The 14,771-nt window shown below is 43.6% G+C and carries 14 protein-coding genes; 9 read left to right on the forward strand and 5 right to left on the reverse strand.

The window, feature by feature from the left end; genetic code table 11:
• Positions 1–114 precede the first annotated feature (114 nt).
• Complete coding sequence (cysS, locus tag OH456_RS13565; protein WP_038225968.1) at positions 115–1,497, forward strand: cysteine--tRNA ligase; 1,383 nt, start codon at positions 115–117, stop codon at positions 1,495–1,497.
• Positions 1,498–1,556: 59 nt separating this feature from the next.
• Positions 1,557–2,135, forward strand: coding sequence for a thymidine kinase (locus OH456_RS13570; RefSeq protein WP_006075116.1), 579 nt, complete (start codon positions 1,557–1,559; stop codon positions 2,133–2,135).
• Positions 2,136–2,201: 66 nt separating this feature from the next.
• Here OH456_RS13570 and OH456_RS13575 read toward each other — a convergent pair whose 3' ends face one another.
• Together OH456_RS13575 and OH456_RS13580 are read right to left on the reverse strand one after the other, a co-directional pair.
• Positions 2,202–3,044, reverse strand: a complete 843-nt coding sequence (locus OH456_RS13575) for an NAD-dependent epimerase/dehydratase family protein (protein ID WP_198558033.1) — start codon at positions 3,042–3,044, stop codon at positions 2,202–2,204.
• Between the two features lies 1 nt (position 3,045).
• Positions 3,046–3,930 carry a LysR family transcriptional regulator gene (locus tag OH456_RS13580; RefSeq protein WP_124939949.1) on the reverse strand — a complete coding sequence of 295 codons (885 nt, stop codon included), beginning with the start codon at positions 3,928–3,930 and terminating at the stop codon, positions 3,046–3,048.
• A 97-nt stretch (positions 3,931–4,027) separates the two neighbouring features.
• On the opposite strand from OH456_RS13580, the gene OH456_RS13585 reads away from it, so the two are divergent.
• On the forward strand, positions 4,028–4,444 hold the full coding sequence (locus OH456_RS13585) for a PACE efflux transporter (RefSeq protein ID WP_006075119.1): 417 nt from the start codon (positions 4,028–4,030) through the stop codon (positions 4,442–4,444).
• A gap of 61 nt (positions 4,445–4,505) precedes the next feature.
• On the opposite strand, the gene OH456_RS13590 is transcribed toward OH456_RS13585, so the two are convergent.
• A complete protein-coding gene (locus OH456_RS13590) occupies positions 4,506–4,739 on the reverse strand; it encodes a TIGR02647 family protein (protein ID WP_006075120.1) in 234 nt (77 codons plus the stop codon).
• Between the two features lie 269 nt (positions 4,740–5,008).
• Here OH456_RS13590 and OH456_RS13595 point away from each other — a divergent pair, with 269 nt between their 5' ends.
• Together OH456_RS13595 and focA are read left to right on the forward strand one after the other, a co-directional pair.
• Positions 5,009–6,193: a hypothetical protein gene (locus tag OH456_RS13595; protein ID WP_252038175.1), complete on the forward strand. Its 1,185-nt coding sequence runs from the start codon at positions 5,009–5,011 to the stop codon at positions 6,191–6,193.
• 289 nt (positions 6,194–6,482) lie between these two features.
• Complete coding sequence (gene focA, locus OH456_RS13600) at positions 6,483–7,325, forward strand: formate transporter FocA (protein ID WP_031496119.1); 843 nt, start codon at positions 6,483–6,485, stop codon at positions 7,323–7,325.
• A 61-nt stretch (positions 7,326–7,386) separates the two neighbouring features.
• On the opposite strand, the gene OH456_RS13605 is transcribed toward focA, so the two are convergent.
• Together OH456_RS13605 and OH456_RS13610 are read right to left on the reverse strand one after the other, a co-directional pair.
• Positions 7,387–7,533 carry a hypothetical protein gene (locus tag OH456_RS13605; RefSeq protein WP_006075124.1) on the reverse strand — a complete coding sequence of 49 codons (147 nt, stop codon included), beginning with the start codon at positions 7,531–7,533 and terminating at the stop codon, positions 7,387–7,389.
• A 258-nt stretch (positions 7,534–7,791) separates the two neighbouring features.
• The gene (locus OH456_RS13610) at positions 7,792–8,586 is read right to left on the reverse strand and encodes an ABC transporter permease (protein WP_270033664.1); all 795 of its coding nucleotides are present in this window, start codon (positions 8,584–8,586) and stop codon (positions 7,792–7,794) included.
• A gap of 426 nt (positions 8,587–9,012) precedes the next feature.
• Here OH456_RS13610 and torE point away from each other — a divergent pair, with 426 nt between their 5' ends.
• The 4 genes from torE to OH456_RS13630 all read left to right on the forward strand — a co-directional run bounded on the left by torE (position 9,013) and on the right by OH456_RS13630 (position 14,770).
• Complete coding sequence (gene torE / locus OH456_RS13615; protein ID WP_006075126.1) at positions 9,013–9,189, forward strand: trimethylamine N-oxide reductase system protein TorE; 177 nt, start codon at positions 9,013–9,015, stop codon at positions 9,187–9,189.
• Positions 9,190–9,233: 44 nt separating this feature from the next.
• On the forward strand, positions 9,234–10,415 hold the full coding sequence (gene torC, locus OH456_RS13620; protein ID WP_006075127.1) for a pentaheme c-type cytochrome TorC: 1,182 nt from the start codon (positions 9,234–9,236) through the stop codon (positions 10,413–10,415).
• 23 nt (positions 10,416–10,438) lie between these two features.
• Positions 10,439–12,901 carry a trimethylamine-N-oxide reductase TorA gene (gene torA / locus OH456_RS13625; RefSeq protein ID WP_006075128.1) on the forward strand — a complete coding sequence of 821 codons (2,463 nt, stop codon included), beginning with the start codon at positions 10,439–10,441 and terminating at the stop codon, positions 12,899–12,901.
• 117 nt (positions 12,902–13,018) lie between these two features.
• Complete coding sequence (locus tag OH456_RS13630; RefSeq protein ID WP_038226068.1) at positions 13,019–14,770, forward strand: glycoside hydrolase family 36 protein; 1,752 nt, start codon at positions 13,019–13,021, stop codon at positions 14,768–14,770.
• Position 14,771 lies beyond the last annotated feature (1 nt).

Below are 14,771 nucleotides of genomic sequence, written 5' to 3' on the forward strand. Positions count from 1 at the left end.
TTAGCTCATTCTTCACGCAAAATGCAAGATTTATTCGCTTAATGACTCCATTATGACAAGGATTATGGTTATAATCGCCGTTACTTTTTAAACGTAATAATCCAGATAGAGATCATGTTAAAAATATACAACACACTGACGAGACAAAAAGAGGAATTCAAACCTATCCATGCGGGCAAAGTCGGCATGTATGTCTGTGGGGTCACTATTTACGATCTCTGTCATATCGGCCATGGTCGTACTTTTGTATCTTTCGATGTGGTTTCACGTTACCTTCGTTACGTTGGTTACGATTTGAAATTCGTGCGTAATATCACGGATATCGATGATAAAATTATCAAACGTGCTAACGAAAATGGTGAATCGTGCGAGTCGTTGACTGAACGCCTTATCGGTGAAATGCACGCGGACTTTGATGCGTTAAATATGAAGCGTCCAGATGTGGAGCCTCGCGCTACTGAATTCATTGCGGAAATCATTGAGCTGGTTGAAAAACTGATCGAACGCGGCTTTGCTTACGTTGCCGATAACGGTGACGTTATGTTTGAAGTATCGAAGTTCGATGAATACGGTAAGCTTTCAAAGCAAGATCTTGACCAGCTTCAAGCAGGTGCTCGTGTAGATGTTGAGAGTGCGAAGCGTAGCCCACTGGATTTCGTACTTTGGAAGATGTCTAAGCCAGGTGAACCTACGTGGGAGTCGCCATGGGGACCTGGACGCCCAGGTTGGCACATTGAATGCTCGGCAATGAACTCATCGATTCTAGGTAATCATTTTGACATTCATGGCGGTGGTTCAGACCTTCAATTCCCACACCATGAGAATGAAATTGCTCAATCTTGCTGCGCACACGACACTCAATATGTGAACACTTGGATGCACAGCGGTATGGTGATGGTTGATAAAGAGAAAATGTCTAAGTCTCTTGGCAACTTCTTTACGATTCGCGATGTATTGGATCATTACGATCCAGAAACGGTTCGCTATTTCTTAATGTCAGGTCACTACCGTAGTCAACTGAACTACAGTGAAGACAACTTAAATCAAGCTCGTTCAGCACTTGAGCGTCTATACACTTCACTTCGTGGTTTGGATTTAGATGCAGAACCAACGGGTGGCGAAGAGTACGTGACTCGCTTTACCGCAGCCATGAACGATGATTTCAACACACCTGAAGCGTACTCAGTGCTATTTGATATGGCACGTGAAATCAACCGTCTGAAAACGGTGGATTTAGGTCAGGCGAGCCAACTTGGTGCGCTAATGCGTGAATTGGCTGATGTTATCGGTATCCTTCATCAGGATCCAGAAGCTTTCTTGAAAGGTGATGCAGGCGATAACGATGAGGTGGCTGAAATTGAAGCTTTGATTAAGCTACGTAACGATTCTCGTGCATCTAAAGATTGGGCGAATGCTGACATGGCACGCGACAAGCTAACGGAAATGGGCATTGTTCTAGAAGATGGTCCTGAAGGCACTACGTGGCGTCGTAAGTAATTTCTCGTAGCCCTTGCATGCAAGGGCTTCTTTTTAAGTTTTGAATTTGGTGTATCACTTTGGCTCAGATGTACTTCTATTACTCAGCAATGAATGCGGGTAAGTCGACAACTCTCCTTCAGTCTTCTTTCAATTACCAAGAGCGAGGAATGAATCCTCTAATCTTCACTGCCGCACTTGATGATCGCTATGGCATTGGTAAGGTTAGCTCACGTATTGGGCTTCAGTCCGAAGCGCAGCTTTTCCAGCCAGACTCCAATTTGTTTGATGAAATCGCAACGCTGAATGCCGAGACTAAACGACACTGTATCCTCATTGATGAATGTCAGTTCTTGTCAAAGGAACAAGTTTATCAACTTACAGAAGTGGTTGATAAGCTGAATATTCCAGTTCTTTGCTACGGTTTGAGAACAGACTTCTTGGGTGAGTTATTTGAAGGCAGTAAACACCTACTGGCGTGGGCGGATAAATTAGTCGAGCTAAAGACAATTTGCCACTGTGGTCGTAAAGCCAATATGGTAATCCGAACCGATGAAGACGGTAAAGCTATCGCAGAAGGTGACCAAGTAGCGATTGGTGGTAATGATAAATATGTCTCAGTTTGCCGTCAGCATTATAAAGAAGCGCTGGGCAAGTAAAGCACATAATGAAAGTAAAAAAGGAAGCATAATGCTTCCTTTTTTAGTAGTGGACTATTCAGTAATCTATAGCGCATCAAGCGTATGATGGAATTTGAAGTGATAACCCAGACCTTGCAGTTTTTCACTAGAGATGGTTTTGTCTGGCTCTGAGTTCACTAAATTCAACGAGGTATCTAAACCTACCGAACGCAAGGCAGCACGATAAAAGGTCACTTTGTCGCAGGTCTCTGGTGTGGTGGCGTTTACCACGCTCGCATCCACATGTTCTAAACAAAAAATAATTGCGCCAACAGCGTCGTCAAGGTGCAGCATATTTGCGGATGCTTGATCACTCACAGTCTTGAGTTTCGAGGCAAATCGAGATGGATGACGATTTGGACCAAACAAACCACTGCAACGCACGATGACATAATCTAAAGTTGAGTTTCTAACGTGTTCTTCTGCAGTGAGCATAATAATAGACTTAGCGCTAAAGTCTTCTCTGCCTTTTGCTATCGGTAGCCTAGCCATATCTTCAGTCATGATTTCGGCTCGTTCTGGATAAACAGAGCTAGAGCTAATCATGATGATCTTTTCCACACCAATTCGTTTTGCCACTTGAACAAGCTGCGCCCATTGAGAAGCGTAAAGCGCACCGCCTCCTTGCCTAAAGCCTGGAGGAAAGCAGCCAATAATCACATTTATCTGCTTCTTGATGAGTTGATCTGTTAGTGTCAGCTCCTCTTCTTCTGAACGGATAGCATTCAGATCCAAGCAAAGGCTATCCACGCCAGCTTGGGAGATTTCAGCTACGCCTTCAACGCTGGTTCTTGTTGCTATAACCTTATAGCCTCGGCTTTGCAAAGCATGGGCCAGCGGTAGGCCAAGCCAACCTGCCCCTACGACGAGTATTTGCTTTTCTGTCATGTTATACATCCTCGAAACGGTGTCGAAGTAATTCTCGCAGTCGCTTATGACCGGCATCTTTACTCTTACTTGAGTGTTGGATTAGATCGATGTTGGTGATTGCGGATATCTTTTCAAATTCTATCGGAACCTGCACTAACTTACCTTGAGCAAGCGCTTCTTTTGCCATATAAGAAGGAGCATAGGTCCATCCAAATCCTGCAAGGCACCATTCTATAATCATAGCGTAGCTATCAGAGTACCAAACATCAGGACTAAGCACTTGATGAAAGCTACTCTTTTGAGAACTTCTCGAGCTGACGACAAGCTGTCGGTGCAAACTCAACATTTCAAGGTGGGGAGTGATAGTTTTAGCGAGCGGGTGCTCTGAAGACACAAAAATGTCGAACTCGAAATCCCCAACATGTTCAAAGTCTAATGAGAAGGGGATAACGTGCTCGCCATAGACTAAACCTGAGGTTGCTCTGCCTGATTGAACCATTTCTATAATATCGACACTGGAGGCAAGCAAACATTCCAATTGTAGAGAGGGGAACTCTTCCGAGAGTGTTTTGAGTATTGGAGTGATTCTTTCCAGTGGAATACCTTCATCTACTGCTAAAACGATAGGTTGTATCTCATCATGTCCTAGTGTGTCGACTAAATCCGCAAGTCGCTGGTGTTGGGTAATTGCTGCGCGAGCATAGGGAAGTAGTTTATTACCAGCATCGGTAAGAACTGGATAACGACCGCTTCGGTCAAAAACATCAACACCACAATCGATCTCAAGATTCATGATGTTCTGACTAACAGCAGATTGGACCTTGCCAAGCTTTCGTGCTGCAGCGGAAAAAGAACCGGTTTCAACCGTAGTAATAAATGCTTCTAATTGTTCGATACTAAACATATCAGGTTTCCTGATGTTATCTCGTTTCCGTCTTTCTAAAGCATAACGGATAATTACTTTATTGGTAAACGATGTTTCATATTTACAAGGTAACTTTATGAATAATAAAGAAAGAATGTTTCATGCCGTTCTGTTTGAGGCGTTAGCATTAGCTATCATAATTCCTATTGCATCTATAGCTACAAGTAGTAAATCAATGGAACTAATGGTTGTAGGTGTCGGTATGAGCTTATTCACCGTAGTATGGAACTATCTCTATAATGTATTGTTTGATAGATATATTCCTGGTGAGAGGAGCAAGCGTTCCTTGCTTTTGCGTATCGGTCATGCAGTAGGATTTGAAGCAGGGTTGATTGTCATGACCATACCGGCCATAGCATGGTTCTTGCAGGTTTCACTACTGACAGCCTTGATTATTGAGGCTGGTTTCCTAGTGTTCTTTTTCTTTTATACGACGGGATTTAACTGGGTGTATGACAGATGGCAACCCTATCGTCGACTTTTTGTAGCCTAAAAGGTAGGAGTATATTGCAGCGGCAATGAGGTGCCGCTGCTAGAGACATTTCACGTTAGCGCTAAGACGTTAAGACACGAAGAACTCTATCTGCGTGTTCTGCCACTTCAATTCCCTCATCCGTTAGGTAGCCACCGTCAGGTAGGGTACATAGTCCTTTGTCAAATAATCTTTGGACTGCTTCTTGCATCTCTTTACTTGCATCGTGATGGACCTTGATGCCTGTTGCCGCACTGCTTAAGTCAAATTGCAATAACAGGTTCATTTCAGAAAGATGCGTTGGAGTGAATTTCATAGATTTGCCTCTTGGTTGAGATTCTCCACTCAACATAGTGGGGATTGAATGAGTTGACAATCACACAGTTAATAAAGTGTTAGCTTGCGCCGCCTTCTAAAGGAAAACGGTAAATTTTTGTTATTAAGTGGATGAAATATAATCACTTAGGGCTCTATGTGATGTATTTTAGTGAGTAATTTGAATATAGTTCGTAGGTTATGGCCTGTCGATTCGATAGGACGATTTTTCTTGGTTCATATGATGAAACCAGGTTATTAGGAGAGTAGATGTCTACACGCAATTTGGCTGTTGTATTAATGTGTGTTTTGGGGCTTGCATCGTGTGCGAGTACCCCAACGGCTAATGAGTCCCATGCCAATTTGACGCCGGAAGAGGTTCGTCAAACAAGAAGTAGGGTATTTAGCGAGATTTCAGGCACCTATGCCGTATGGTCGAAGAAATTGGAAGGTGCGGATGCACTTCGAATTTATGCGCCAGAAAACTACCGCGATATGATGTCATCTTGGAAAAGTGCGCATGATCTATTCATAGAAATGCGTAAAGACCCGACGCAAGTCGATGCGAAGCATTCCGTCTTTTCTAGTGAGACGTATGCGGTTGGTTTCCGAGATCGCATTAATTCTGTGGAGTATAATTATAAGGCAATTCAAGGACTCAAAAAGCAAGCGGATGTCTTGCTCGCACCTGCGATGAGTCAAATGGCCTACCTTAATAAAATAGAAGCAGGCAAGTATTTCAGACATGCGATGAACAATTTAAATCGTGATTATCAGCGCTTGTTTGAGTATCTAGTCGTATCTGAAACTGAGCATGCTGAAAGCTATCAAGAGACATTCCTCAATAACGCTGTGGCACTTGAAGTTCGCGTTATTGATGCCATGTACGTCAAGCCATTGGAGCAGCGACTGTCAGATCTAAGTCGGTTAAAATACAATACATTGGCACCAGTGAGCTATGGCTATGTAGAGCAGGGGACCGCTGAATTGGCGAAGTATGTTGCCAAGTCACCACGAAGTTTTTCCGAGATAGAACATCAAGTCGATCAGATCAACTTTCAGTTCCGACGTCTCGAGGCGGTTGTCGCTGAAGTAAACAAGTTGATTAATGTCGAGAAATCTCAATTTGAACCCATGGTGCTAGAGGCTGAATCACGTTTGCACAAGATATCTTCGGTGGCAAAGGGTAACGATTATCGAGATCAATCTCTTACAGCACAGTCTGAACGTATTGCTCATGATGTTGAGCAATTGAGGAAGGCGGATCGTTCTGAAGCGCTACAGAAAGAAAATCAACTACTGAAACAGCAAATAGCTCTGTTACAAGAGCAAAATACCGAAGGACATTCAGAGGATACTCAAGTAGCACTAGACCGAGCCGAGCAGAATCAGGCAGACATTGAAGCCTTGAAGAAATTGGTGTCCGCACTTCAAGAGAAATCAGACAAATCTTAATGGCTTGTTTTAAAGTCTCGCATCTTTCAAACCAACGCCGCTTCATGCGGCGTTTTTTTATCAGTTATCTTTATTACCGATATTCAAGTTCAACATTTTCAATAGTGAAATATAAACACTTATTTTTGAAAATCGACGAGTGATCCTTGTCACATAAACCTTAATGCGGATTCATTTTCCACCTGTCAAGAAAAACGCGATTAAAGTGATAAATAGATCTTGCTTTATCTATTGATTGGAGCGATTATCCGCGCCCAGTTGACATGTAACCAAATATGTATAGAGCAAAATGGAAATGAATCAGTTTGATGCCTTACTGCCACCACAAATGGCAGAACGTGCGGCCGAGGCCGGTGTAGGTAAAGCAACAAAAGACCCAATGAAGTCTTTTCTTTTGGCGATTACTGCAGGTCTGCACATAGGTATCGCATTTATATTTTATACAACCATTACAACGGGTGCTGGTGATCTCCCTTGGGGTATCACTCGCTTTCTTGGTGGACTGGCGTTCAGTTTAGGTTTAGTACTGGTCATTATCACTGGTGGAGAACTCTTTACCAGTTCGGTACTGACGTTAGTTGCTCGTGCCAGTGGCAAGATTACATGGCGTTCATTGTTCAAGAACTGGTTCGTTGTTTATTTTGGCAATATGCTAGGGGCGCTACTTCTTGTTGGAATCATGCTTACAGCAAAACAATATATGTTTGATGCAGGGCAGGTGGGACTGAACACCATGCATATCGCTCAGCACAAACTGCATCATGGTTTCTGGCAAGCGGTTGCACTTGGTATTATGTGTAACGTACTGGTGTGCGTAGCTGTCTGGATGACATTCAGTGGTAGAACCTTAACTGACAAAATCATTGTGATGGTTTTGCCAGTGGCGATGTTTGTCTCTGCGGGCTTTGAGCACTGTATTGCGAACTTATTTCAAGTACCAATGGCGATCGGTATTAAGAACTTTGCGTCACCAGAGTTTTGGCAAATGATTGGCGCAAATCCTTCCGACTTTGCAGATTTGAATGTTGCTACGTTTGTCGTCAACAATTTAATTCCGGTAACACTGGGCAACATTATCGGCGGTGGTGTTTTCGTCGGTATGCTTTACTGGTTGATCTACCTAAGAGATTAAATAACGGACTCATTGTAGAAAAGCGCCTTTTGGCGCTTTTTTTGTGTCGGTCTAAATGGCTTTAAGATATAACCACTCTTTTGGTACTGCTGCCTTCCATAAAAAAGGGAATGTCAGCCATTATGTCCTTAAGCTCTTCAGGTTCGTGAATGAGCCAGTTTTTAGCCTCGTTATCTATACCGTCTTCAAAATCCATGTTATTCGGCATGGGTTCCTTCCTCTCTCGATAATACGAGCTGGGTTAAGCCACTGCCCGTGTGTGTTTCTATATAGTAGGAGTGACTGTTTAGAACACAAAATAACCAGAAGGTATGACAATAAGATGAAGAAATCTGATCCAGTATGATCAGCACACCATATGTAGTAGTGATAACCAATAATTATACTAAACTCAATAGCTTGGTTATCCACATAAGCTGTGGATAACTTGGTTTAAATTTGGTGAGTAACAATGAAAGTTGAAGATCTATTGAGGATCAATAAATCGAATTTTCGGCTTGCCGGCTTCGTTGAAACTTCGGCGTACTACTAAGTTAAGACTGATGGTTATTGAGATCGTCATCATTACAAAAATCGCAATCATAATGACAAGCTGATATTTGATCGCTATCAGCGGGCTAGCACCGCCTAAAATTTGACCAGTCATCATGCCAGGGAGAGAGACTAACCCGGTTGTCGCCATAGTCGCTAAAATAGGAGCTAAGGACTTCTGGAGTGCGACCTTAATAAAAGGCAGGGTCGCTAGAGGAATCGGTGCTCCTAACGCGATAGAGGCTTCATATTCGCTCCATCGGTTTTCTAGAGAGCCAAAAAAGTTTTGTAACGCGACGATATTGCCACTTAGGCTGTTTCCTAACAGCATACCCGCCAAAGGAATGACGTATTGAGCACTGTAAAATGGTTCTGGTTGGATGATGGCAATGCACAGTAATCCGACAATAGGAAATAGACCGACTACTAGACCAATGCTGACGAAGCCCATTAATGGATATTTAGGCAGCTTTGCTTTATTAACGATAGCGTTTGAGCCTACCACTATCATCACCGCTAACCATATAAGATTGATGACTAAACTATTTAAATAAAACAAGTATTCAAGGTAGAGGCCGACTAATGCCAGCTGTACCGTCATTCTCACCAAACCGATAATGGCATCGCGTCCAATGTTGATTTTGTAGTAGCTATTGATAGAAAACGGGATCAGCAGAGTGAGTGAAAACAAGAGTATTTGCCACCAACTTATATCGACGACTTGCTGCATATTGACCCTATTTAGTGGTGTTTGAGAGGCTAAATTCTACCGCAAACTGAATGCTTAACCACCTATTTTTAAATGAGAAAAGATACATTTCATTAACAAATGTGTTGTTTAAATCTAAAAATATCACGTCAAAAATCGAATTTCCGAGCTTACTCTAAAGGGTTAAAGTTGCAAAGTTGTAATGTGTTTTACATACTTATAACGATATTATTTTTTCATAACTGTTAACAAAATTACACATCGATTTTTAATTAAATACAACTCTGGATGAACTCAAAAAACGGTTGATTAATAAGGTATGAATGGTCGGAATTGATTGAACCACACGGTTAGTATGGTTTAGCATTTTCCAATAGAGATATTAAATAATTGAGTTGCAAACTAGTGCAATTCGCAAACTATACACGATACAAAATAGGCAAATGTATGAGTGATGTTAACAAAGTTGAGAGTGCTGAAAAGCATGGTATGGAGTGGAAATCATTTTTCTTCATCTGCGCCGTCTTCTTCCCTCTTTTGAGTGTAGCTATCGTAGGTGGTTACGGATTTATCGTTTGGATGCTTCAAATCTTCGTATTTGGTCCTCCTGGTGTACACGGCTAATTCCATAGCCCTTTATTCATTTACGATATTCAAGAGAGTTAGTCATGAAATCCTTTTTAATCAAACTTTGGCGTACTATCAGTCGCCCAGCAGTTCACATCAGCTTGGGTGTGTTGACTGCTGGTGGTTTTATCGCAGGTGTTATTTTCTGGGGTGGTTTTAACACTGCGCTAGAAGCAACAAACACAGAAGAATTCTGTATTAGTTGTCACACAATGCGTGACAACGTTTACGTAGAGCTGCAAGAAACCGTTCACTGGAAAAACCACTCTGGTGTTCGTGCTACTTGTCCAGACTGTCACGTTCCTCATAACTGGACGGACAAAATTGCACGTAAGATGCAGGCTTCTAAAGAAGTATTCGCGCAAGTATTTGGCGACCTAGATACACCAGAGAAATTCGAAGCGCGTCGTTTCGAACTTGCTCGCCACGAGTGGGATCGTTTCTCTGCCAACAAATCTTTAGAATGTAAAAACTGTCACAACTATGAGTCAATGGACTTTGAGCAAATGTCTCCAACGGCTCGTATCCAAATGAAATCAGCGGCTGAACGTGACCAAAGCTGCGTTGACTGTCACAAAGGTATTGCGCACAACTTGCCTAAAGATATGGCTAAAGCAAGCGGTATTGTGGGTGACCTAGAGCAAGTTGCAAATAGCACGTCTTACTCTAAAGGCGGTGAAGTGGTGTCCATTCGTCACTTACCTCTTTATACAGACGAAACGGGTACAACTGAAGCGGGTCTACTAAGCCCTGCAAGTAAAGTTGAAATCCTAGATGTGAAAGGTGACATGATTAAAGTTGAAATTGATGGCTGGCGTAAGGCGAAAGGCTTCGGTCGCGTTATTCAAGAAGACTTTGGTAAGAACATTTCTACCGCGATTCTAACTCGTGAAGTATCTCAGAGCAGTGACGTTCATGTCGGCGAGAAGAAAGAAGATGAGTTAACGGGTCTTCCTTGGGAGAAAGTTGCTGTGGATCTTTGGATGAAACAAGGTTCTATGGTGTCTGACTTCAATCCAATTTGGGATGCAGCTGGTGAAGCGTATCAAACCAACTGTTCTACATGTCACACACAACCGGATGTTGCGCACTTCAGTGCTAACGGTTGGGTAGGTATGCTAGACGGTATGATCGCATTCGTGAACTTCGACACAGATACAGAAGCGCTTGTTCTTAAGTATCTACAGAAGCACTCTTCAGATTATTCTGAAGGTCACCACTAATAGACGTCAATTGGAGTAATAAAATGGCAATTACAAGAAGAAGCTTCCTTAAAGGCGCAGCTGGCTCAAGTGCAGCAGCACTGATTGGACCAAGTTTGCTGGCTTCGGCGTCTGCAAGTGCAGCGGAAACTGATGGTACTTGGAAGACATCTGGTTCTCACTGGGGCGCGTTTCGCGCCCGTGTATGGGGCGGAAAAGTTCAAGAAATTAAACCGTTAGAACTTGATAAGTACCCAACTGACATGCTTAACGGCATTAAGGGTATTATTTACAGCCCATCACGTGTGCGTTACCCAATGGTTCGCCTTGATTGGTTGAAGAAGCACAAATATGCTGCTGAAACTCGTGGTAACAATCGTTTTGTACGTGTGACGTGGGATGAGGCACTTGACCTGTTCTACCGTGAACTAGAACGTGTACAGAAAGATTACGGTCCATGGGCACTGCACACAGGTCAAACAGGTTGGCGTCAAACAGGTCAGTTCCACAGCTGTACTAACCACATGATGCGTGCCATGGGCCTACACGGCTATTCTGTTAAGAAAGTGGGTGACTACTCAACTGGTGCAGGTCAGACAATCCTACCTTACGTGCTTGGCTCTACAGAAGTTTACGCACAGGGTACGTCTTGGGAACTGATCCTTGAGAATAGTGACAACATTATTCTTTGGGCTAACGATCCAGTGAAAAACCTGCAGGTAGGTTGGACTTGTGAAACACATGAGTCGTTTGCTTACCTAGAACAGCTTAAAGAAAAAGTAGCGAAGAAAGAGATCAATGTTATTTCTGTTGACCCAGTTAAAAACAAGACTCAACGCTATCTAGAAAACGAACACCTATATGTGAACCCGCAAACAGACGTGGCGTTCATGCTAGGTATGGCTCACACTCTTTATAACGAAGACTTGTATGATAAAAAGTTCATCGATACGTATTGCCTAGGTTTCGAAGACTTCATCAAGTACGTTCAGGGTGAGACCAAAGACAAGGTTGAGAAAACTCCAGAGTGGGCTGCAGACATCTGTGGTGTTCCTGCGGACAAGATTCGTGAGTTTGCACGTATGCTGGTTCAAGGGCGCACTCAAATCCTATTTGGTTGGTGTGTACAACGCCAAGAACATGGTGAGCAACCATACTGGATGGGTGCCGTACTTGCCTCAATGATCGGTCAAATCGGTCTGCCAGGCGGCGGTGTATCATACGGTCACCACTACTCAGGTATTGGCGTACCATCAACAGGCTTCGCAGCACCGGGTTCATTCCCATTGAATATCGACCAAGGTCAAAAGCCTAAGTACACCAACCAAGACTTCAACGGTTACAGCCGAGTTATTCCTGTAGCGCGTTGGGTAGACAGTCTTGTGGAGCCGGGTAAGAAGATTAATTCAAACGGTTCTGTTGTGACGCTACCAGATCTTAAGATGATGGTGTTTAGTGGTAACAACCCTTGGCATCACCATCAAGATCGCAACCGCATGAAGAAAGCGTTCCGTAACCTTCACACTGTTGTCGCTGTTGATTTTGCTTGGACGGCAACGTGTCGTTTCTCTGATATCGTATTACCTGCTTGTACTCAGTGGGAACGTAACGATATTGATGGTTATGGTGCATACTCTGGCCGTGGCCTAATCGCGATGCATAAGCTGGTCGACCCGCTATTCCAATCGAAGACAGACTTCGAGATCATGACTGAGCTTACTCGTCGTTGGGGTCGTTCAGACGATTACACTCGTGGTATGTCTGAAATGGAATGGGTTAAGTCGCTTTATAACAACTGTAAAGAGGCGAACAAAGGCAAGTTTGAATTACCAGAGTTTGAAGAGTTCTGGGAAAAAGGCTTCCTTGACTTCGGTACTGGTAAACCTTGGGTTCGCCACGCCGACTTCCGTGAAGATCCAGAGATCAATGCACTGGGTACGCCTTCAGGCTTTATCGAAATTACTAGCCGCACCATCGGCAACATGGGTTACGAATATTGCCAAGAGCACCCAATGTGGTTTGAAAAGTCTGAGCGTTCACATGGCGGTCCTGGTTCTGACAAGCACCCGTACTGGCTACAATCGTGCCACCCGGACAAGCGTCTTCACTCACAAATGTGTGAATCTGAAGAATTCCGCGCGACTTATGCTGTACAGGGGCGTGAGCCAATCTACATCAACCCTCAAGATGCGAAAGCAAAAGGCATTAAAGACGGTGATTTAGTTCGCGTATTCAATGACCGTGGTCAGCTTCTAGCGGGTGCTGTGGTTACTGATAGCTATGCACCTGGTGTGGTTCGTATTGAAGAGGGTGCTTGGTATGGTCCTCTAAACGAAAAAATCGGTGCGATCGATACCTATGGTGATCCAAATACGCTAACTCAAGATATTCCTTCTTCTGAGCTGGCACAGGCGACATCTGCAAATACTTGTCTTGTAAACTTCGAGAAGTTCACAGGCAAAGTGCCGCCAGTGACGTCGTTCGGTGGACCGATCGAAGTAGCTTAATTGCAATTGGTCTCCCATAGTTTTAACTAGTACACAAAACCCATCCATTAGGATGGGTTTTTTTTTACCTAACAATATACTTAATAAGCAACTTCCTAATTTATGGTCGAGGGTTCAATGACCGAATATATCCCTGTATCTCAAGAGCTTGATGCATTGGCTATCAATCCTGAAATTAAGGTAACCAAACAAGGCAAAGAGCTGCATTTTGAAAATGTTAGTCTTCATTTCTCTCCTTTGTCGTCCCGTACCGCATTAGTGCAGTTTGAAAATCAGATCGAATCTGGAGCGTACGTTCTTGGTGATGGTTTCCAAATGCTGTGCCAAACCGCAGGAAAACTTGATGGCTTTATCGATATAGGCCGATGCCCAGACAACAACAGTAGTTATCGAATATATCCTGAAGATGCGCCGCGCCGTTTCTACAATTATCTGGTTGTTGAGCAGTCTACTGGCTTTCACCTATATGGTTTTACCTCATGTCATCGCTTCGCCGGTTATTTTGAACTGCAACATACCGGTCATGGCGTAGACATTGTGGCCTTGATTGATGGTGAGGAAAGCTCTCCGCAGCATTGGGAAAACAACCAATTGGAATCGCTAACGGTCTTGCATGGCGATAGCCTAGAGTCGGTCTACAACGAATACGCTAACCTCATTTCAAATCATCATCCCACTAGAATTGGCGTCTCAGGTGACAGTCCCATCGGTTGGTGTTCTTGGTACGCATACTATGCCGATGTAACTAAGCAAAACGTGCTTGAAAACGTCGAAATCATGGCTGATAAGATGTTTGACTTGGAGTGGGTGCTGCTTGATGACGGTTACCAATCTTTTATGGGAGACTGGTTAACACCGTCGGAAAAATTTGAAGGTGGCGTAAAATCACTGATCAACAATATTCGTGAAAAAGGAAAAAAACCGGCCATATGGATGGCACCATTTATCGCTCAAGCGGAATCGGAAGTATTTAAAAATCACCCTGAATGGTTTCTAAAGCATGACAATGGTGAACTGCTTAAGGCGGAGGATATTACTTATGGAGGTTGGCGCTGTACGCCATGGTACATCCTTGATGCGTCACATCCAGAAGTTCAAGAGCACTTAACTCGTGTTGTTAAAACCATGAGAGAAGAGTGGGGTGTGGAGCTGTTCAAGCTGGATGCCAACTACTGGGGAACCTTAAAAGGTCAACGTTACCAGAAAGGTGTCACTGGTGTTGAAGCTTATCGCCTAGGTATGGCAGCAATAAACGAAGGTGCTGGCGACGCCTTAGTTCTGGGTTGCAACGCACCAATGTGGCCTTCACTTGGGTTGGTTGATGCAATGCGTGTTTCTGATGACGTAGAACGCGATCCACATCGATTTGAACAAATTGCCAAGGAGACGTTCTATCGTAGTTGGCAACATCAGAGGTTGTGGTTGATTGACCCAGATTGTGCCACGTTTACTTCACTACCTAATCAAGGCACCGATAGAGCCAGTTACGAATTCCATCGTAATGTTCTGTTGGCGAGTGGCGGGTTGTTGTTATCGGGAGACCCATTACCAGAACTCACACCATTTGCTGAGGAAACGCTCGCACGTTTGGTGTCACGCCAGCGACACTCGACCAATGCGTCAACATTTACATCACTATCGATGAATCACGCAACGTTGAAGCTGTCAGAAGATCGCAGAGTGCATTGTTTGTTCCACTATGACGATGATGTAACGGAGTACACCCTGACCGCTGAGTTACCTTGTGACTGGTTCGATTACTGGACGGGAGAGAAACTTAATAAAGAACCGGTTCAGATCCAAATTATCCCGGTTAATCGAGGCTTAGACAGTCGTGCAATCGTATCGGTCATGCACTTAATTAATTGAC

This window comes from Vibrio sp. La 4.2.2 (genome assembly GCF_027586995.1).
Classification (GTDB): Bacteria; Pseudomonadota; Gammaproteobacteria; order Enterobacterales; family Vibrionaceae; genus Vibrio; species Vibrio mediterranei.

Bases quoted from the DNA above. Each gene is read 5' to 3' on its own strand.
- OH456_RS13595 (WP_252038175.1), top strand. From the start codon at position 5,009: ATGTCTACACGCAATTTGGCTGTTGTATTAATGTGTGTTTTGGGGCTT.
- OH456_RS13605 (WP_006075124.1), bottom strand. From the start codon at position 7,533: ATGCCGAATAACATGGATTTTGAAGACGGTATAGATAACGAGGCTAAA.
- OH456_RS13630 (WP_038226068.1), top strand. From the start codon at position 13,019: ATGACCGAATATATCCCTGTATCTCAAGAGCTTGATGCATTGGCTATC.
- OH456_RS13585 (WP_006075119.1), top strand. From the start codon at position 4,028: ATGAATAATAAAGAAAGAATGTTTCATGCCGTTCTGTTTGAGGCGTTA.
- OH456_RS13575 (WP_198558033.1), bottom strand. From the start codon at position 3,044: ATGACAGAAAAGCAAATACTCGTCGTAGGGGCAGGTTGGCTTGGCCTA.
- focA (WP_031496119.1), top strand. From the start codon at position 6,483: ATGGAAATGAATCAGTTTGATGCCTTACTGCCACCACAAATGGCAGAA.
- OH456_RS13590 (WP_006075120.1), bottom strand. From the start codon at position 4,739: ATGAAATTCACTCCAACGCATCTTTCTGAAATGAACCTGTTATTGCAA.
- torA (WP_006075128.1), top strand. From the start codon at position 10,439: ATGGCAATTACAAGAAGAAGCTTCCTTAAAGGCGCAGCTGGCTCAAGT.
- torE (WP_006075126.1), top strand. From the start codon at position 9,013: ATGAGTGATGTTAACAAAGTTGAGAGTGCTGAAAAGCATGGTATGGAG.
- torC (WP_006075127.1), top strand. From the start codon at position 9,234: ATGAAATCCTTTTTAATCAAACTTTGGCGTACTATCAGTCGCCCAGCA.
- cysS (WP_038225968.1), top strand. From the start codon at position 115: ATGTTAAAAATATACAACACACTGACGAGACAAAAAGAGGAATTCAAA.
- OH456_RS13580 (WP_124939949.1), bottom strand. From the start codon at position 3,930: ATGTTTAGTATCGAACAATTAGAAGCATTTATTACTACGGTTGAAACC.
- OH456_RS13610 (WP_270033664.1), bottom strand. From the start codon at position 8,586: ATGCAGCAAGTCGTCGATATAAGTTGGTGGCAAATACTCTTGTTTTCA.